Raw genomic sequence first — 19,226 nt, 5'->3', positions numbered from 1 at the left:
AAAGGGCGAGTCGAGACAGGTTAATTCTCACACCGCCTGACTTTGTGCAGGGACTCGCCCCTACAATACAATATTTATTTGAAAACTCTCTATCTGTTAGTCCGCGATCGCTTGCGGGAGGAAAACCGGATTCAACCGGATAGGATATTTATTTACTATTCCCTGGTTCTTGCCAAAAAACAATGGAATCACTTAAGGGTTGAACTTGGGTTCCCGGATAGTAAAAGGTGAGAATGTCCTCTCCTGACCAACCGAGATTCGCTAAGTTATAGGAACCATATTGGCTCAAACCAACGCCATGTCCAAAGCCGCCGCCGACATAAGCATAGCCTTTGAGGGTTTTATCCTCTTTATTGTTACCGTAAAGTGGTTCAAGGTAAAAGAGGGTACTGCGAGGGGGATAAAAGGCACTACGGATTTCATTTTTTTGGAGTTCAACCACACCCTTATCTGTTTGCACATCCAGTTTGAGGATGCGTCCGGCGGGCGATCGCTTGATAACTTGCATCTGTTGGATGGTGGTAAACTCAGCTAGGGGATGTTTGATTTTTTCCAAGTAGCGCCGCAAATCTTTCTGAATTTGTTCCAGGGAGTTTTCGACCCGCCACCTGAAAGGGGATCGACCACTTTCATTGAATCCTTCTTTCAAGTTAATGAATTCGCGGAAGTTTTGTTCATTCCCTAAAGGCTTCTCAGATAAGTCCCAAATCGGCTGGGGCGAGTCAATCACGGCTTTTAAATAAGGACGTTCTGACCCATTCCAGGAATCACTAAAGGGCGCGGTGACACCGCCAGAGGTGGAGGAATATAAGGCGTCTACGAGCTGATTATTATAAGTTAAGACTAGCCCCTGAGTTTTCGCGATCGCCCGATCCGCCGTGGGAACGGTTCCTGTGAGTCCGCGATAGACTTGGCAATGGGTATTTGCACAGAGTTGGTAATTGTCTGCTGTAAATCGACGCAGATTGCGGAGGGCGTAGGTGCGAGCAATAATGGTTTGTGCTTCTACTGCTGCGTATGGTGCCCCTGGTCCAATTTCATGGGGGACAACACCACGCAGATAGGTTTCTAAGGGAACGTCATTCACCAGGGTGTAAGTCCCGTAAGCATTGGGCTGGATTTTCAGACTTCCTGCATACAGACGCGGGTTGCGCTTATCTTCATTGCGAATCACCTGGATTAAATCATTCTCCGAGTCAATCTCTATCCATTGGCGATTATACCGATAGCCATCCACCACAAATGACACTCGCGGTACTTGGGGAAGGACTTGACTTTCTAGTCTAACTGTGCTGTACCCTTGAGCTTGGAGACTTTGCAGCAACAGGCGTCGCAGCAGGGGCGTCTGATAGACATCCCGTTTCGCCCAAACTTGCCAGCGTTCCGGCTGCACCACTTCCACCTGAATCCCCCGTGAACGCCACTGATCCGCCGCATCTTCGGCGGTTTCAAAGGTGGCGTGATCGCTGAGGACTAAATGTTCAGCTAAAACGGGTTGGGATAAGGGTTGCGTCGCCACTTCCAGCGTCACCTGATCGGTTTCTAGGGTTTGGGGTTGCATATCCCCTGCCAAGAACCGCAAACTCAAGCTATCCCCAGGTGTCGCTTTTAGGGTCAGTTCGTCGGTGGGTTCTGAGCCAAAACGCTGCACCACACCCACTTTCAGGTTTACATCCTCCGCTTGAGCTGGCTTACTTCCAGAGAGTCCCCAAAAACATAACGCGATCGCGCAGGCTTTCAGGACATTAGGGATTGGGGATTTGCGATTGGGGATTGGGGAAGAGTTTTTGGTCTGCATGATACCAAGTTACATGTTGTAGGTTGGGTTGAGGGACGAAACCCAACTTATTATTTCAGCGTTGACACAGTAGTCAGGGCGGGTTTAGTTACATCTTGGTGTGTCATAAACGATAGTGGTGAAACCCGCCCCTACACATTAATCAAGCCTCACTAGCACTAAACAGGACTTCACCCTGAATCATCCGCTGAGCTGCATCGAGCAGCACTTCTTCCAGATAAGGTTTGGTAAAGTAACCACTCGCGCCCAGTTGGGCTGCCATTTGCCGATGTCGTTTCGCCCCGCGAGAGGTGAGCATGGCAATGGGTAACTGGCTGAGATTCTCATCTTTCTGGAGTCGAGAGAGTAGTTCTAATCCATCCATTCTCGGCATTTCGATATCGCAGAATACAATATCACAGGGTAAACCTGACCGAAGTTTATCCCAGGCTTCTTGACCATCGCGGGATTGTTCCACCCGATAGCCTGCTTTAGCAAAGGTCATTGAGAGGAGTTCACGGACTGTAATTGAGTCATCCACAATCAAAACGAGTGGCTCATGGGGAGTTTCTGGGGCTTCTTCAATTCCTGCACCTTCGCTGTCCCCTCTCGACCAAATCGTCACACTGTCTTTCCGCAGGCGTCCGCTGGCGAGGTCAATCAGTTCTAACACATCGGCAATGGGCATGATTCGACCATCTCCTAAGACTGTCGCCCCAGCAATACCAATGGGTTTAGGCGGAGGACCTTCGAGTTGTTTAATCACGATTTCCTGTTCACCTAAGACCTGATCCACTTCGATGGCAATGAATGTCCCAGAACTGCGTAGCACAACAATTGAGACTAGGTCATCTTCTCGCTTACCCCCATAAACATTACCCCGACTAATTGAACGGTTGTAAGAGAGCAACTCGCTTAGGGGTTGCACAGAGACTAACGTGTCCCGCCAGGAGACACCGATTTGACCGTTGGCATCTTTTTGTAAGCGATCTTGAGGCACATCAAACATATCTTCCACCCCATCCATGGGAAAGGCAATGCGAGCGCGAGCGCTCAAACAGCATAGGGCTTTACAAATACTTAGGGTTAAGGGTAGCCGAATGGTAAAGGTTGTGCCTTTTCCTAACGCCGAATCAATATAGATTGCGCCCCGAATTTCGCTCAAACTGGTACGGACAACATCCATCCCCACACCGCGTCCGGCGAATTCACTGGCTTCGTCTTTGGTACTAAAACCGGGGTGGAACAGAAAGTCATACAACTCTGTATTGGTTAGGTCTTTCGCCTCGGCTGGGGTGATCAGTTTTTTCTCAATTGCCTTTCGTTTAATCCGTTCGGGGTCAATACCTGCGCCATCGTCGGAAATGGCAATCACCGTTTGGTTTCCTTGGTGGAACGTTCGCAGAGTAATTTGACCCACAGCAGGTTTACCCATTTCTTGCCGTTCGTCTGGGGATTCAATGCCATGGGTAATGGCATTATTGACCAAGTGGGTTAAGGGATCATAAAGGTGTTCCAAGATCATTTTGTCGAGCAAGGTTTCTCGACCATCCACTTGCAGTTGGGCTTCCTTGCTTAACTTGCGGGAAATTTCCCGCACCGGACGAGTCAAACGGTCAGCAGCATTGGCAAACGGAACCATGCGCGATCGCGTCAGTCCTTCTTGGAGTTGAGTGGTCACCTGTCGTAAGTTGCGAGCCACCTGATCGGTTTCATCCACTAAGAATTCTACGTCAGACGCCGATTCCCGCACTTGCACAATTAACTCGATCATCTCTTGGGAGAGTAAATGGAAGCCGGTAAAGCGATCCATTTCCAAGGGATGATAATCTTCAGAGGATTCAGAATCAGACTCTTTGGATGCAGATGCAGCATTTTCTGATCCGAATAAAGAATGAGAGCGCTGTTGGCTTTGACTACTGGCTAACAAAGAACTCTCCAGCAGCGATCGCTCATACAAATCCCGCATCCGCGCCCCGACATCGCTCAACGCCGAAACTTGATGCTGTAAATTATCCAAGAATTGCCGTAGACGCTCTTGATCCTGTTCTAAGCTATTACGGCTAACTACCAATTCTCCCACCAAGTTATTGAGACTATCGAGGTGCTTAACCGGAACTCGCATCGTTTGTTCAAATATCCGAGGCGCTCTCCGACTGGATAAAGAGGCGCTTTGTCGCGAACCTGTATTCGTTGTCGCTGCACCTCCTATCGATTTATCAGCGTCTTGGAGGAGGATTTCCAACTCTTTATCTAGGTCATCTTGATCTTGAGATGGGGGAGTTTGAGCTACAGATGCTCGATTGTCTTGAGTTGCTCCCGGTTCCTCTAAGAATATTTCTAAATCCTCAAACGAATCTGTCTGTGAGGGAGTATCACTCAGCATGGCTTCTAATTCAGCCAACTCATCGCCGCTTTCACTGGTCAATGTTGCTGAAGTCTCCCCATCCAGCATGGCTTCTAAATCAGCAAACTCATCGCCGCTTTCACTGGTCAATGCTGCTGAAGTTTCCCCATCCAGCATGGCTTCTAAATCAGCAAACTCGTCAGCGCTTTCACTGGTTAATGCTGCTGAAGTCTCCCCATCCAGCATGGTTTCTAAATCAGCAAACTCATCAGCGCTTTCTCGGGGTGAATCCAAATCCCATTCGGTTTCTGCCAGAGTTGCTAATGAAAAATCATCATCAACAGTCGCTTCTTCCAGACTAAAAAGTTCGTCTAGATCTTCGTCCGATGGTGTTTCTGGGATGTCCCAATCCCCAAATAAATCGGCGGCGCTGTCCGATGTTTCTGGTTGCGATGTCTCTACAGATTCATCAGTTAACCAATCTTCATCTAAACCCTCTAGTTCGGCGCTTGGGGCTGCTTCTGCCTCCTCTTCGGCAAATAAGTCGTCTAAGTCTTCCCTCGCCTCTGTTTCTGGGATGTCCCAATCCCCAAATAAATCGGCGGCGCTGTCCGATGTTTCTGGTTGCGATGTCTCTACAGATTCATCAGTTAACCAACCTTCATCTAAACCCTCTAGTTCGGCGCTTGGGGCTGCTTCTACCTCCTCTTCGGCAAATAAGTCGTCTAAGTCTTCCCTCGCCTCTGTTTCTGGGATGTCCCAATCCCCAAATAAATCGGCGGCGCTGTCCGATGTTTCTGGTTGCGATGTCTCTACAGATTCATCAGTTAACCAACCTTCATCTAAACCCTCTAGTTCGGCGCTTGGGGCTGCTTCTGCCTCCTCTTCGGCAAATAAGTCGTCTAAGTCTTCCCTCGCCTCTGTTTCTGGGATGTCCCAATCCCCAAATAAATCGGCGGCGCTGTCCGATGTTTCTGGTTGCGATGTCTCTACAGATTCATCAGTTAACCAACCTTCATCTAAACCCTCTAGTTCGGCGCTTGGGGCTGCTTCTGCCTCCTCTTCGGCAAATAAGTCGTCTAAGTCTTCCCTCGTCGCTGTTTCTGGGATTTCCTCATCCCCAAATATATCGGCAGCACTGTCCGATGTTTCTGGTTGCGATGTCTCTACAGATTCATCAGTTAACCAATCTTCATCTAAATCCTCTAGCTCGGCGCTTGGGGCTACTTCTGCCTCCTCTTCAGCAAATAAGTCGTCTAAGTCTTCGCTCGGCGCTGTTTCTGGAGTTTCCCACTCGCCCCATATATCCGTTTGGGTGTCCGATATTTCTGGTTGCTCTATCTCTGGAGACTCATCAGTGAACCAATCTGCCTCTAAATCCTCTGGTTCGGCGCTCTCGGCTAAGGCTTCCTCCTCTTGTTCGCCGAATAAGTCGTCTAAGTCTTCGCTCGATGGTGTTTCTGGAGTTTCCCAATCCCCGAATATATCGGCGGTAGTATCCGATGTTTCTGGTTGCTCTATCTGTTGAGACTCATCAGTGAACCAATCTGTCTCTAAATCCTCTGGCTCAACGCTCTCGGCTAAGGCTTCCTCCTCTTGTTCGCCGAATAAGTCGTCTAAGTCTTCGCTCGGCGCTGTTTCTGGAGTTTCCCACTCGCCCCATACATCCGCTTGGGTGTCCGATATTTCCGGTTGCTCTATCTCTGGAGACTCATCAGTTAGCCAATCTGCCTCTAAATCCTCTGGCTCGGTGTTCTCTGCTAAAGCTTCCTCCTCTTGTTCGCCGAATAAGTCGTCTAAGTCTTCGCTCGATGGTGTTTCTAGGATTTCCTCATCCCCAAATAGATCGGCAGCACTGTCCGATGTTTCTGGTTGCGGTGTCTCTACAGATTCATCGATTAACCAATCTGCCTCTAAATCCTCTGGCTCGGCACTCTCGGCTAAGGCTTCCTCCTCTTGTTCGCCAAATAAGTCGTCTAAGTCTTCGCTCGGCGCTGTTTCTGGAGTTTCCCACTCGCCCCATACATCCGCTTGGGTGTCCGATGTTTCTGGTTGCTCTATCTGTTGAGACTCATCAGTTAGCCAATCTGCCTCTAAATCCTCTGGCTCGGTGTTCTCTGCTAAAGCTTCCTCCTCTTGTTCGCCGAATAAATCATCTAAGTCTTCGCTCGTCGCTGTTTCTGGGATTTCCTCATCCCCAAATAGATCGGCAGCACTGTCCGATGTTTCTGGTTGCGGTGTCTCTACAGATTCATCGATTAACCAATCTGCCTCTAAATCCTCTGGCTCGGCACTCTCGGCTAAGGCTTCCTCCTCTTGTTCGCCAAATAAGTCGTCTAAGTCTTCGCTCGGCGCTGTTTCTGGAGTTTCCCACTCGTCCCATACATCCGCTTGGGTGTCCGATATTTCTGGTTGCGGTGTCTGTTGAGACTCATCAGTTAGCCAATCTGCCTCTAAATCCTCTGGCTCGGTGTTCTCTGCTAAAGCTTCCTCCTCTTGTTCGCCGAATAAATCATCTAAGTCTTCGCTCGTCGCTGTTTCTGGGATTTCCTCATCCCCAAATAGATCGGCAGCACTGTCCGATATTTCCGGTTGCGGTGTCTCTACAGATTCATCGATTAACCAATCTGCCTCTAAATCCTCTGGCTCGGCGCTCTCGGCTAAGGCTTCCTCCTCTTGTTCGCCGAATAAGTCGTCTAAGTCTTCGCTCGGCGCTGTTTCTGGAGTTTCCCACTCGTCCCATACATCCGCTTGGGTGTCCGATATTTCTGGTTGCGGTGTCTGTTGAGACTCATCACTTAGCCAATCTGCCTCTAAATCCTCTACTTGGGTATTTGAATCAAATGACTCCTCTCCGTCTTCAACAAATAAGTCGTCTAAATCTTCGTTAGATGGAGCCTGTGGTGTTTCCCAATCGCCAAATAGATTAGCTGCTGATTCAGTTTCCGATGTCCACGGTTGTTGTGTCCCTTGAGATTCATCCGTTAACCAATCGATATCAAAATCTTCTACCTGTGCCGTTGAGCTTTGTGACTCTTGACCCTCTTCAGCAAAGAGTTCGGCGACATCTTCTGTTACTTCTGGCAGAATTTCGTCGCCTTGTTCCTCAAACAATGACTCCGAACTATCTCCATCCTTTTGGGCTGAAGTTGTGCTTTCATGCAATAACGCTTCATCCGTGGATGTAGGCAGTTCAACGATAGAATCGTTTTCTGGCTCAGTCAAGCTATCGACTGGTGTTGATTCAACTCCAGGTTCTGAATCAAAGAAATCATCGAGCGCCTCAAAATCGGGGAGGTCTTCTGAGTCTTCCCAAGCTTCTTGATCAAAATCGTCGAGAGATGTTTCTTCAAAGGGATTTGATACATCCCCCGCTTCTGGTGTTGCTGATTCGATGTCGATTGTCTCAGCTTGATTGTTATTGTCTAACTGGTTTTCTAGATCTAAATCATTACTTTCTAGATAGTCTTCCAGATCTAAATCGTCCTGATTTACTGATTCTCCCCGGGTTTGGGCATTTTCCTCAGTGCTAGAAATTTCTAGCAGGTCATCAAAGTCCCAGTCGGACTCTGAGACTGTTTCATCGCCCTCAAGGGAGGATTGAGGAAAGTTCTCCTCTACATCCAAATCCTCAAGTTCAGAATGACTGAGAATTTCCGCTGACGAAGCTTCTCCTTCCTCGTCAAAGAAACTCTCACCAAATAAACCATTCAAGTCATCGTCTGAGTGACTCATCTGGTCTGAATCCTCTGAGCTATCTGACTCAAATAGTAGATCAGAAAAGTCATCGGTTAAGCTGGATGAGATATCCAGGGAATCTGATGATTCTTTTGAGGCTTGAGGATTGGCGATCGCGTCTGGTGAGAAGTCATCCGTTAACCCCTCCATTAACTCATCATCGGTGGTTGAATCCTCTAAATCATCACTCTCCCCAATTAGATCCGAAAAATCATTCGAGTCTTCAAGATCCAGAAAATCATCTGAATCCGAGTTTAAGGATTTATCGTTTAGGTTGATAACATCTTCTTCTTCTTGCCAAGTTTGATCTAAATCAGGTGTTTGAGTTTCAAAAATATCGGCTAAACTATTGAGTTCGGCAATACCCACTTCGGGTTCGCCCTGATCAGAGAGAGGAGAGATAGAGTTTGAGGATTGAACCGTCGAGAATTGGAGTTGATCGCGTCTGAACCGGGCGGTTTCGTTTGGGTTTTGGATATAGGTATCCTCTGCTTGGATATAGGTATCTCGACTATCGGAGAGATGGGTGTTTTCTTTGTGATTGTGGTTAGATTCCTCGGATGCAGAAGTGGGTTGAGGGGAAGAATAGGTGCTAGCATCAGATGCTGTGGTTGATTCGACTGTTGTCGCATCTGGTGCAAGGGCTTTGAGTTGTTCACTGGGTACAATCTCGGCGGATCGCCCAGTCAGCACTAATTCTTGAGCTTGTTTAATTTCTTTAATGGTGACGCTAGCGAGTAAGCGGTAGGAATTCTCGGGATTCGCGATCGCACGTTTTGATATCTCTAATAGTTCACCCCACCCCGGTAAGTCCAATCGATCGCCTAATTCGATCAACTGTTGGCAATGTTCTTGCAGGGCGTGGCGATGTTCGGGAGTATCCGACTGCTTATACAGTTGCAACATCTCCCGCAGTTCTACTAAGACATCTCGCTTAAAGGTGGCGGGCAAGGTTTTTGTTCCTTTACTAGAGGATTGAGAGGAGTTGGCTAGGGTAGGAGTATCACCAGCCGCTTGAGAGTTTTGGACTAACTGTTGCAGATAGCTGTTAAGTTGCTCAAAAACAGGCTCAGCATCAGACATAATCGGGCTAGCTGTTTCGTCGGTCAAGCCATCAGAACCTTGAAGCTGGTTTAACAGAGCGCTGAGGGTATCAAAAACTCGCAGCAACAGGGTTTCTAACTGAGTATCTACTTGGATTAGAGTCTCTTGAAGGATTTTAAAGTAATCTTCTAGGCGATGGGCAGTTTGATGAATGCTATTGAGTCCTAACATAGCGGCTCCACCCTTGACCGAATGAGCAGCGCGGAACATTTCGTTCAGCGTCTCAGGGTCTTCGATGGTGCTTTGCAGATTTAGCAAACCTTGCTCTATGGTATTGAGGTGGTCTTGTGCCTCCTCCATAAAGTAGCCCATGATTCGCTGTTGTTGTTCCGACTGCATAGCTATATCCCTCAAAGCGTAGTAATGTGGGGTATTTTGCTTACCTAACTGCCCTGATTCAGTGCAGCGCTCGATTAAGGTTTACCATGAATAGTTTTTTTAATGTAGCTAATCTATTTCGGATTGACCTTAATTTATGGCGAATCAAACTTAGCTTTCCCCCTTACCCCATCTGATTGTAGCATTGCGGTCTACCGACTCTTTTCCTCAATTCGTTTTTTATCCTTTGTCCTTTGGTATGCTGAAACCGACGCTCTAAAGATTATCCTCTGCCTCTTCCCGATTTTGTTTTGCCAAGTTCCGTTGCTGCTGGGCAACGGCTTTTTGGTGAGACTGTTCGCCCGTCCAATCCGCACCTCGTTGGTCTAACTCATTCAGCAAGGGTAATCGACCATACAAAATCAATACATCACCCGGACAAATGTGAGTGTGTCCTTTGGGTGCGCCCACATAGCGACCATTCTCCCGTTGGATTCCCAGCACCACCACGCCTTCTTGTCTCAACCCCAACTCCCCTAACTCTTTATCTGCTAACCAATCGTCTGGTTGTACTTCCATCTCCATTACGGTGTAATCACCAGACAGACGTAGCAAACTGGTGTAATCTTGCACATTCAGCGTCGTCCAGCGCTGCAACGCCCAATTAATCAGTCGTGACAAATAACGGTCAACCCATTTACTCGTGGCTAAAACCCACAGCACCGCTAATCCTATTCCCAATATCAGCGATCGCACTTAATGGCGAAAGCCTTGTAGTGCGTTAAGCGAAGCCATGCCGTAGGCTTTGCATCTTGCTCGCTACTAATACCCAATTTAAATGCATGACAGCTTATCGATGGTGACTATGCTAACTTCAAAACGGATGATCTTGATTTGTTTGTTATGCATTAAAGGTCAATTGTCGATATTTCATACTTTAAAATTATTATGATAGAACCAATTCATAATCAACAGCAATCGCAGGCGTGGTCAAGGGAATTTCATCAGCTCATTCGAGGTGCTTTTGGCGGATTTTTATTTGGCATTCCTCTGCTCTATACCATGGAGGTTTGGTGGATAGGTTCATATATTGAGCCTATCATCTTACTGGGGGTTCTGAGCATTACGTATATGACGGTGTTTTTATTTAATCGCAGCGAAGGGTTTCGCAAAAGCAGCCGCGATGGGATGCTTCATGCCGCTATGGAAAGTGTGGAAGCATTGGCAATTGGCATTGTCTGTGCGACATTTATTCTAATTTTGCTGCGTCGAATTACCGGAGAAACTCCCATTGATGAAGCATTAGGAAAAGTTATTTTTGAGAGTGTGCCATTTTCCTTGGGTGTAGCGATGGCGCGATCGCTACTGCCGGAACAATCGGCTGAATCTGACTCCAGTCAATACTTACAGCCGATCAAAAAACGGGGTTTACGGACGATGATAGCTGATATTAGTGCCACCTTAATCGGTGCAATTATTGTCGCCTTTAGCATTGCCCCGACTGACGAAATTCCCACCCTAGCAGCTTCAGCTTCATCCCCTTGGCTACTGATAATTATAGCTGCATCCCTATTTATTTCCTACGGAATTGTTTTTGCTGCTGGCTTTGCTAACCAACACCAACACCACCTCCTCAACGGGATCTTGCCAACGCCTATCGGGAAAACTATTCTCTCCTACTTGATTTCACTGCTAGCTTCGGCTTTAATGTTGTGGTTCTTCAACCGTCTTAGCTTGAGTGATCCGTGGTTTTTGTGGTTGCGGTATACGCTGTTATTAGGGCTACCTGCAACAATTGGTGGTGCTGCTGGACGTTTAGCAATATGATATAGCAATCCTAAATAGGTTGTGAAAAATCAAAAAATAGAAAAAAGCTTTGAAACTCTTTCCCATTGCCCATGACACACCGAGCGAAGCGTTCGACTGAGCGCTCACGCCGAAGTCCGAGGTGTTCCCCATTCCCCAAAATTATCAGATGTTTGGACACGACTTAAATAGGATTGCTATATGAGTGATCAGTCTTCCGATCAAACGAACTCCTCTCATCGTTCCCCGGCGGAGTGGGTCAGCTTTACAATTGCCCTGTTCATTTTAATTACAATTGTGGGACTGGTCACATTTAGAGGACTGGGTAGAGACAGTCAACCCCCTATCCTCTGTGTAACTATTAAACAAGTAGAAATTAGCCAAGTAGAAGGACAATTTTATGTCCCCTTCGCCGTTACTAATAGCGGCGGGAAAACGGCGGAATCTGTTCAGGTGGTGGCGGAACTCACAACAGCATCGGGAGTTCAAGAATCAGGGGAACAAACGATTAACTTTTTGTCCAGTGGTGAAATTCAAGAAGGAGCCTTTATTTTTAGCTACCCTCCCCAAGAGGGAGACTTAAAGGTACGGGTGGCTAGTTATAAATTACCATAAATTTTATTATTTCTGTTCCTAAATCCAAGGAGCATTATCCATTATAGCATTTAACATTTTCTGGAAATTTTGACGGAACACTACGGCTAATAAACCACAGAATAGTATAGTTGCTGTCATCACCCACCAAAAGTGAGTGACTTGCCATACACCGCCGAATAGGGCAAAAATAATTAGTCCAGCAGCAGCGCCCCCTACAAACAGTAGAGTTGTTTCTTTAAAGGTGCGTGGTTTTGATTCCATAGGATTACCTCCTGATCCGAATGACACTCATTTTTTACTTTTACTATAACAAGGCGATCGCGCTTTTGCCATAGCGTTAAGTCATTAAAAGGAATGATAAAAGTCATTGAGGCTTAATTCGGCATCGCTTTAACCCCTGCTAATTGGGATTGAAGCCGAGCCAAATAAGCCGCTCGGTATTTATTGGCTCCATACATTCCATGTAAGCCGCACCCGTCTTCACCCGATTGGATGAACTCATTGGGTGAAGTCAAATTGCATGAGATTACGCTACAAAATGGAAAACTATAAAACCTATCTTAGGTGTCTAATGATTTCCAAGATTTCGCATCAGAACAGTCATAAATTTCGATGGTATTGCCACGACGAAGCATCCGTTTTCCCAGCTTGGGAAACTCAGCAATTTCTATGTCTAAGTTTTCTCCTCCCATTAAATATACAAGATCTTCGTCGCCCGTGTTTCTAAGATGATGTGCAACCGAAGGCGTTGGAAATCCCATGAAGTCTCCTGAAATGACTTCAAATTCCTCCCCGTCAATTTCCGCAATCCCCTTCCCTGATAGGATGTAAATCCATTCTTCCTCGCGATAGTGGGAATGATAAATAAAGGATTCCTTACCCGGAGCAATTCTGGCAAAGTTAACTCCAGTGCGCTTTAGTCCAACTGTCCGCCCTAAATAAGTCCCAGATATTTCGGAATTGGGATTCCAGGGATGTGAAAAGGTTTGCATACTGTCGGCAATCTGTTTAGCTCGTAGAATCGGATAGGTTTTGTCTTCCATTATGACTCTCAGTGTTTGTTGATAATAGTCTAAATTGTACTCATAATTATTGTCTTTTAGGGTTAAGTTTTTAAAATAAATGACAACAAGCTGACGGCTAGCATAATGTCTGCACCAGTGAAATCGTCTCCGACAATGTAGGTATTATAGGTTAACTCTTCGTCAACAAACGCGATCGCGATGTCAAGTTCCTCCCGCATGGCAGCAACTATCGCAGGTGTGACGGGAGCAAACCTCGTATAGCATTGACATAGGGGTTGATGGTTCTCTCCGGAAAATGCATCCATTGCAGGTATTTGGCACGCAAGGGTGAACTGATTGGTGGCGCAAGATGACCTTCACCATAGCGTTCGATTAAATACTCTATAATTATTTGTCCGATAACCTAACGTAACGTGAGCTGCAAGAGTAAATTATAAATTGTTTTATTCGGTATAATCATTCCGATTCTGGGAGCATGACATGAACAAGGATGAACTGATTAGAGGTTATCAAGCGGGTCAAAGAGATTTTTCAGGTGTGGATTTAAATGGCGTGGCAATCAGCAATGTTGATTTGAGTGGCATAAACTTAAGCCATGCAAATTTGGGGGGAGCTAATTTGCATAGGGTAAATCTAAGTTATGCCAACTTAAGCCATGCCAATTTTATGGGGGGAGCAGACTTTGATCAGGTCAATCTTAGTTATGCTAATTTGAGTAATGTTTGCTTAGATCACACTCTGCTCAAAAATTCCTCTCTAATTGAGGCAAATCTAAGTTGTATGTCTGCACTTCAATCATCTTGGAACAACTGCGATTTAAGTGGTGCAGATTTGAGTAACATTGATTTTGAGGAAGTCAATCTGTCAAGTTCTAATCTCAGCCAAGCTTCTCTGACTCACGCTTGCTTCTCCGTAAGTGTTAAGTTAAATGATGTCAACCTAAGCAAGGCTAACTTAACGGGTGCTAATTTAACGGGTGTTTGTAGTTTTATCAAAGTCAATTTGAGTGACGCCACACTCACACGAACGCTCTACGGCTCTTGTATTAATGCTGTAGTTGACGTTGACCTAACTCAAAAGGGAGCAATCTTGATTGAGTCTGGGGCTGATTTGAGTGGTTTTGATCTAAGTTATTATATCAGTCATTTCCCAAATAATTTCCGCATCAGCGTTATTGGGGGACTCAGTGAAGTTAACTTTAGTCATGCCAACTTGAAGGGTATCGATTTGAGTGATGAAGAATTAACATCAGCCAACTTTAGTTATGCTAATTTAGCTAGTGCCAACCTCAATGGTGCTGATTTAACTGATGCCAAATTATGTCATGCCAATTTAGAAGAGGCTGACTTGTCTTATGCTGATTTAAGCTATGCAAATTTACGGGATACTAACCTGCGAAATGCCAATTTAACCGACGTGAATTTCCGCCATACTATCATGCCAGATGGTAGGGTGAGAAATGATAACAGTGATTAAGCCTTGCATGAGAGTCATTAAACAAAGTGCAGGGCAAGTTTACTCCTCATCACTATTTCCCCAAAAGCAAATATATGAGTAAGTGGATGGACAAGTCGGTGGTATAATCGGATTGCCTTCAAGGTAAAGTCTCATCAGATTCGTTAATCCAGAAAGGGAGCTAATATCGGTGATTTGGTTAAATCTGAGGTCAATCCACTTTAGGTTTTTGAGTTGAACTAAAGGAGTAACATTAGTAACTTGGTTGGAGTGAAGATCAAGTCCAGTTAGGTTGTTAAGGTTAACTAAAGGGGTGATATTGGTTATCTGGTTATAGTTGAGATGAATCCACTCCAGATTAGTGAGTTGAGAAAGAGGACGAACATCTGTGATTTGGTTATGACTGAGCGCAAGACCCGTCAAATTAGTGAGTTGAGAAAGAGGACGAATATCCGTGATTTGGTTATGATTGAGGGCAAGCTGCCTCAGATTCGTGAGTTGAGAAAGAGGGCGAATATCTGTGATTTGGTTATTACCAATGTAAAGCGACTCCAGATTTGTTAGTTGGACTAAAGGACGAACAGTCGTAATTTGATTATTATTGAGGGAAATCCGTCTCAGATTTGTTAGTTCAGCTAAAGGGTAAATATCTGTAATTTGGTTGTTGTTGAGAGCAATATCTTTCAAGTTAATTAGCGCAGAAATAATCCGAAAATTGGTAATTTGGTTATGGCTAAGGTTAAGAAATTCTAGATTAGTTAGTCCAGACAGAGGGCTGATATTTGTTATTTGGTTATGACCAAGGTCAAGCCATTCTAGATTAGTTAGTTCAGACAGAGGGTTAACATTTGTTATTTGGTTACGACTAAGGTCAAGCCATTCTAGATTAGTTAGTCCAGACAGAGGGTTAACATTTGTTATTTGGTTATGGCTAAGGTCAACCTTCTTCAGATTCGTGAGTTCGACTAAAGGACTGACATCTGAGATCAAGTTAGAGCCGAGGTAAAGCGTTCTCAGATTCGTTAATCCAGAAAGAGGGCGTATATCCGTTATGTTTTGGATTCTGAGGTTAAGCTGAGTGCGGCTTGACAGATTATGATCGGCTTGTTCACAATTATTTGTGCCTGCCTTGTTTAACAGTACCGCCACTGTTTTTTTCGCTTCATCGGACAAACTCTCTTGTTGAAGACACCATTGTTTAAACGAACGACGTTGACTGGATAAGGCAGCTTGAGTAACACCTAATTTACAGTTACCGAGTATCCACAAAGCCATTATTAGGGCAATTGCGCTAATTTTTTTCATCATTAATTAAAACTTAATTAGACTCCACCAGGGACGATATCCAGACAGCCTTCGATATAATCGACTTCGGGACGTTTCCCGATAATAATTTGAGTTACCTTAGTTCCATCTGTGGCAAACTTAAGGCGTAAATTCTGGTCTCTTTGGCTTTGGGGAACAAATGTCAGGAAATGACCCTGTTCGGAATTGGGTAAAGGATTCACTTGAAGCCGTTCCCCATAAAGAGATTTAACCTGGTTTTCTGTATCGCCAACCCTTGCTCCACTGACTGTTGTCGGGCGAGAGTCTTGAATATCAATTCGGGCAATACGTCCGTTCCTGACCATAAAATTAGCATTAAGTCCTTCGGACAGTTGAGTGGGCTTATAGTAACTACAAACCGGATTAGGGTTTGAGCTAACAGGAATTAAATCAAATCCTGCCGCTTGTGATGCCTGGTCAACAGTCATGCCTATATTTACAGGTCCAAAACCATTAATCGCAATTTGAGAGAGAGGAGTTAGCTTCACGGGAGTCGAGCCTTTTCCTAGACAAAGGTTATCCCCACTTTCATCACCCAAACAGTTTCCATTTTTGTCAAGTATTATTACATGACTAACCGTAGAAAATTGTTTAAGCGTTTTCTCAATGGCAGTTGTGGTTCGCACTGAATCTGCAATACCGTCGTGAATCATGTTTCGGCAGAATTGCAATTGAGCCACGCCATTATTGATCGAAATTGTAAAGTCTTGACCACAGTTAGACTCTCCAGTTAGAGAGGGAACGGTAGCAAGTCCCTGCTGTTTCTCTGAGGAGGTAGGACCAGCGAGAAGTTGGGCGATCGCAAATTGGGCAACTCCTTGACTAGATGAGGTTCGCCAAACGGATTTGACGTTGGTGGGATCTTGCGATCGCGCGATCGGAAAAAAGACTTGAACTCGACGTTGGACACGAGATTCCGTCCTGTCTGGGGATTGAGTTTCTGCTGAATTGGGTGTCGGGGATTCAGGTTGGGATAACTCGGTTTCGGATAAGTCAGATTCAGGTGGGGAGATTGGAGTTGAAACGTTACTCTGATTGGCAGGTTGTCCGCAAGCACTGAGTCCTACTAGAGAAATGAGTAACCATCCTAGTAAAGCAGAATAAGCTGGCTGTATTTTTTGAAATTTAGCTAAATATTGGCTGATTTTGCCTAAAAAATAAGTCATATTACCTAGAGATAATCAGCTAATGTAGAAAACTCAACTTTCTCATTGGAATAGCTTACTGTAGCAAGATTTAGCAGCACCTAACTTCCTCCATCCCGTTCCCCCAATCGGGTGAGGCTTATCCACTCTTTAATACTGTTTCCAACCTACTTAGGGTTACGTTAGTGCTTCAAAACCTGCCACCACATCTAGAAGTTCTAATTATGGACAAAGGAAAAAATGACTAGATTAACTATAAATTACTGATAAATATCATCGCTGACGCCTGATTCATTGTTGCCACTCTTGACACCGCCTGACGCCAATTTTGTTGGTCTTGCTTCCGGGTTTCTAACTCCTTAAATTCTAACCAAACCTTTGCCCGAATATCCTCATCACTCAGGAAAATTTCCCACTCTCGCTTCATGTCTCTGGCATAAATAACCAAATCGATAAATTCCTGCACCATATAATAACGAGCTTGACTGGGTGCTGTTAGCCAACTATTTAATGTTTCCTGACAAGCCGTCACTGCTTGCTCATGCAGTTTTTCTAGATTTCTGAGTACCTCTGAAGCATTGGACGGATCAGGTAAAATTCCGAACACCTCCGCCAGACTTAAATCAATATCTGATTGCAGGATCTCATCAAGCTGTTTGCGAATTAAATGTAATAGAACACTTCCGTAAGAAAACTCGAATTCCCAAAGCGTTCTAAAGCCTAACTCTAATTGGTTTCCCCGTTGTCCTAGTAAATCCGCCATGTCTTTGAGAAACTCAGCCCCTCTGGTTGAGGTTAATTCGCCCAATTTACCTTGATCGACTAACACATCAGTCACTAACGACTTTACTTTATCAATCGATAGTCTCAATCCTTGATCAACTTGTAAAAAATGCCGCGATAAATGAATTCGCAGTTCCCGAATGTAGACGCGGTAGATAGCCTGATAGGATTCTTTAAACTCAAACTCACAACTGCGACTGATAATCTCTTGATCTGTCTCTGGAATTCCTTTATCGGTTTGACAGTTTTTCAACGCGGCTTGCACCGCTATCTGAAAGTCTGGATCAATGGCTTCAGATTGCTCTTTCAGTTGATTTCTCAGTTCTAAAAGTCCTTGGATGAGTTCCTGAGACAGTTGCTCAAATAATCGTCTAAATTGGCGAGATTCTCCTGTATTATATCCCAAAGCTTGATTTGATTGTTCCAGGGCTTGGTGAATCTGCTGATGCAATTGTTGCAGGTTACTTTGGCAACGACTCGCGTATCGTTGATCCAAGTCTTGAATATTTACCATGAGATAGTCTAAAACATGATCAAAGACTCGGTTCGCATCATCTGGATCAGAACAATCTGCTATTTCAGTTTGTACAACCTGAATCGTATCAATATTTTGTTTAAGACGTTGACAGGCTCTAAGATTCTCGGTTCTGCGACTATAATTTAAAACCATAAATGACCGTTTTTCTAGATCATTTAGCGCTTGTGCTGCTTTATCATATAACTGAGTATCTAGGCGTTGCCATTGATAACGCTGTGGATCAGGTCGTTTAATAAATAAAACCACATCCACTTCATTACCCAAGGTTTCTAACATTAGCGTTTCATCGCCTAACTTGGAGTCGCCTAAACCGGGAACATCTACTAAAGCAATATTGCCCACATCCGGATTTTGAAACGGACAAACGATCTTAACTTCTTTTACTGCCAAGTGTTTAAATGTGGTTAAATGATTATGCTGAGTACCATCCCGTTTTTGCATCACGTAATCGGTAATTTCTGCCGCCTGAATTTTTAGCGATCGCGGATTTCCAGACTGAAGCAAGGATCGATAGTGACGGAGGTTTTGATGATAATCGTAGCAGAGGCGTTTGTACATTTCTTCATGACTGGCTCCGGCTACGCCTTGTTCAGGAAATACATGGTTGGCGAACTCATCTAAGCTATAGGGTTTTTCCGTCAAACCCAGTTCCTCGTAATAGGGATAAATAACTTCATTTAAAAAGGATGATTCCGAATGCAGCGTAACTTCAACGTGAACAGAGGGATTGGGTTTAGGTAAAACCATCTGCTCTTGAATACCATATAAACTGGAGCTTACGCCATTAAATTGTGTCGTATTTTCCCTGGCGTTATTGTGAGCATAAGAGTCCTCTTGCCGATTTTCAATTTTGCTGCGAACTGCCGTGCAAGCACCTCCTTCGAGTGCCGGAATTTCATTATCTGTCAGTCCACTTAAGGTTTTTAGTAATGTGCTTTTCCCCTGTCCCATTAATCCGACAACACCAATATTTAAGGTGGGACGTGAGAATCGTTTTTGCAGACTGTTCAGATGCTCAGATTCAACTTGAAGCTGTTGCAACAAGTAAGAGAGATGGATGGTATTGAATTGCTCGCGAATTTCACTCTCACCGAACGATACATCCAGCCGTTGGCGATACCGCTCTAATTCGCGTAGGGCTGTGACAAGTTCCGCGAGATGGCTTTCTACCTGTTGTATGTTTTGGACTAGGGGTTGGCGCTGTTGGATGATTTGGTTAATCCGTTGCGCTCTTGTCTGGGGGGGTTGGCTGGTATTCATAAAACCA

The 19,226-nt window shown here is 45.0% G+C and carries 13 protein-coding genes; 3 read left to right on the top strand and 10 right to left on the bottom strand.

The features are described from left to right. Positions 1-148: 148 nt before the first annotated feature. The 3 genes from MC7420_RS32405 to MC7420_RS43090 all read right to left on the bottom strand — a co-directional run bounded on the left by MC7420_RS32405 (position 149) and on the right by MC7420_RS43090 (position 10,040). The gene (locus tag MC7420_RS32405) at positions 149-1,798 is read right to left on the bottom strand and encodes a SpoIID/LytB domain-containing protein (RefSeq protein WP_006106013.1); all 1,650 of its coding nucleotides are present in this window, start codon (positions 1,796-1,798) and stop codon (positions 149-151) included. Positions 1,799-1,940: 142 nt separating this feature from the next. After that, entirely contained in the window at positions 1,941-9,305 is a 7,365-nt protein-coding gene (locus MC7420_RS44360; protein ID WP_006106019.1) for a hybrid sensor histidine kinase/response regulator, read from the bottom strand. A 255-nt stretch (positions 9,306-9,560) separates the two neighbouring features. Then, on the bottom strand, positions 9,561-10,040 hold the full coding sequence (locus MC7420_RS43090) for a TrkA C-terminal domain-containing protein (protein ID WP_006106011.1): 480 nt from the start codon (positions 10,038-10,040) through the stop codon (positions 9,561-9,563). 192 nt (positions 10,041-10,232) lie between these two features. On the opposite strand from MC7420_RS43090, the gene MC7420_RS32390 reads away from it, so the two are divergent. Both MC7420_RS32390 and MC7420_RS32385 read left to right on the top strand, forming a co-directional pair. Next, positions 10,233-11,111, top strand: a complete 879-nt coding sequence (locus MC7420_RS32390) for a TIGR02587 family membrane protein (RefSeq protein WP_006106006.1) — start codon at positions 10,233-10,235, stop codon at positions 11,109-11,111. 180 nt (positions 11,112-11,291) lie between these two features. Continuing rightward, the gene (locus MC7420_RS32385; protein WP_006106043.1) at positions 11,292-11,705 is read left to right on the top strand and encodes a TIGR02588 family protein; all 414 of its coding nucleotides are present in this window, start codon (positions 11,292-11,294) and stop codon (positions 11,703-11,705) included. A gap of 18 nt (positions 11,706-11,723) precedes the next feature. On the opposite strand, the gene MC7420_RS32380 is transcribed toward MC7420_RS32385, so the two are convergent. From MC7420_RS32380 to MC7420_RS32370, 4 genes are all read right to left on the bottom strand, one after another. Continuing rightward, complete coding sequence (locus MC7420_RS32380) at positions 11,724-11,948, bottom strand: hypothetical protein (protein WP_006106021.1); 225 nt, start codon at positions 11,946-11,948, stop codon at positions 11,724-11,726. A gap of 113 nt (positions 11,949-12,061) precedes the next feature. Next, on the bottom strand, positions 12,062-12,202 hold the full coding sequence (locus MC7420_RS40915; RefSeq protein ID WP_006105985.1) for a hypothetical protein: 141 nt from the start codon (positions 12,200-12,202) through the stop codon (positions 12,062-12,064). A 45-nt stretch (positions 12,203-12,247) separates the two neighbouring features. Then, positions 12,248-12,730, bottom strand: coding sequence for a cupin domain-containing protein (locus MC7420_RS32375; RefSeq protein ID WP_006106046.1), 483 nt, complete (start codon positions 12,728-12,730; stop codon positions 12,248-12,250). Positions 12,731-12,792: 62 nt separating this feature from the next. Continuing rightward, entirely contained in the window at positions 12,793-13,017 is a 225-nt protein-coding gene (locus tag MC7420_RS32370) for a glutathione binding-like protein (RefSeq protein ID WP_044210986.1), read from the bottom strand. Between the two features lie 175 nt (positions 13,018-13,192). Here MC7420_RS32370 and MC7420_RS32365 point away from each other — a divergent pair, with 175 nt between their 5' ends. Beyond that, positions 13,193-14,188, top strand: coding sequence for a pentapeptide repeat-containing protein (locus MC7420_RS32365; protein ID WP_006105991.1), 996 nt, complete (start codon positions 13,193-13,195; stop codon positions 14,186-14,188). Positions 14,189-14,227: 39 nt separating this feature from the next. Here MC7420_RS32365 and MC7420_RS32360 read toward each other — a convergent pair whose 3' ends face one another. From MC7420_RS32360 to MC7420_RS32350, 3 genes are all read right to left on the bottom strand, one after another. After that, positions 14,228-15,472 carry a leucine-rich repeat domain-containing protein gene (locus tag MC7420_RS32360; protein WP_006106025.1) on the bottom strand — a complete coding sequence of 415 codons (1,245 nt, stop codon included), beginning with the start codon at positions 15,470-15,472 and terminating at the stop codon, positions 14,228-14,230. Between the two features lie 17 nt (positions 15,473-15,489). After that, positions 15,490-16,659: a GerMN domain-containing protein gene (locus MC7420_RS38770; protein ID WP_006105997.1), complete on the bottom strand. Its 1,170-nt coding sequence runs from the start codon at positions 16,657-16,659 to the stop codon at positions 15,490-15,492. A gap of 232 nt (positions 16,660-16,891) precedes the next feature. Then, positions 16,892-19,219, bottom strand: coding sequence for a dynamin family protein (locus tag MC7420_RS32350; RefSeq protein WP_006106000.1), 2,328 nt, complete (start codon positions 19,217-19,219; stop codon positions 16,892-16,894). Positions 19,220-19,226: the final 7 nt, after the last annotated feature.

It is taken from the genome of Coleofasciculus chthonoplastes PCC 7420, assembly GCF_000155555.1.
Classification (GTDB): domain Bacteria; phylum Cyanobacteriota; class Cyanobacteriia; order Cyanobacteriales; family Coleofasciculaceae; genus Coleofasciculus; species Coleofasciculus chthonoplastes_A.
Note: the sequence above shows the minus strand (reverse complement) of the source record. Positions and strands in the feature narration are given on the sequence as shown.

What these genes read in the sequence shown, in the direction of transcription:
- MC7420_RS32405 (WP_006106013.1), bottom strand. Translation starts at nt 1,798, where the DNA reads ATGCAGACCAAAAACTCTTCCCCAATCCCCAATCGCAAATCCCCAATC.
- MC7420_RS32360 (WP_006106025.1), bottom strand. Translation starts at nt 15,472, where the DNA reads ATGAAAAAAATTAGCGCAATTGCCCTAATAATGGCTTTGTGGATACTC.
- MC7420_RS32370 (WP_044210986.1), bottom strand. Translation starts at nt 13,017, where the DNA reads ATGGATGCATTTTCCGGAGAGAACCATCAACCCCTATGTCAATGCTAT.
- MC7420_RS32380 (WP_006106021.1), bottom strand. Translation starts at nt 11,948, where the DNA reads ATGGAATCAAAACCACGCACCTTTAAAGAAACAACTCTACTGTTTGTA.
- MC7420_RS32365 (WP_006105991.1), top strand. Translation starts at nt 13,193, where the DNA reads ATGAACAAGGATGAACTGATTAGAGGTTATCAAGCGGGTCAAAGAGAT.
- MC7420_RS32385 (WP_006106043.1), top strand. Translation starts at nt 11,292, where the DNA reads ATGAGTGATCAGTCTTCCGATCAAACGAACTCCTCTCATCGTTCCCCG.
- MC7420_RS38770 (WP_006105997.1), bottom strand. Translation starts at nt 16,659, where the DNA reads ATGACTTATTTTTTAGGCAAAATCAGCCAATATTTAGCTAAATTTCAA.
- MC7420_RS32390 (WP_006106006.1), top strand. Translation starts at nt 10,233, where the DNA reads ATGATAGAACCAATTCATAATCAACAGCAATCGCAGGCGTGGTCAAGG.
- MC7420_RS32375 (WP_006106046.1), bottom strand. Translation starts at nt 12,730, where the DNA reads ATGGAAGACAAAACCTATCCGATTCTACGAGCTAAACAGATTGCCGAC.
- MC7420_RS32350 (WP_006106000.1), bottom strand. Translation starts at nt 19,219, where the DNA reads ATGAATACCAGCCAACCCCCCCAGACAAGAGCGCAACGGATTAACCAA.
- MC7420_RS44360 (WP_006106019.1), bottom strand. Translation starts at nt 9,305, where the DNA reads ATGCAGTCGGAACAACAACAGCGAATCATGGGCTACTTTATGGAGGAG.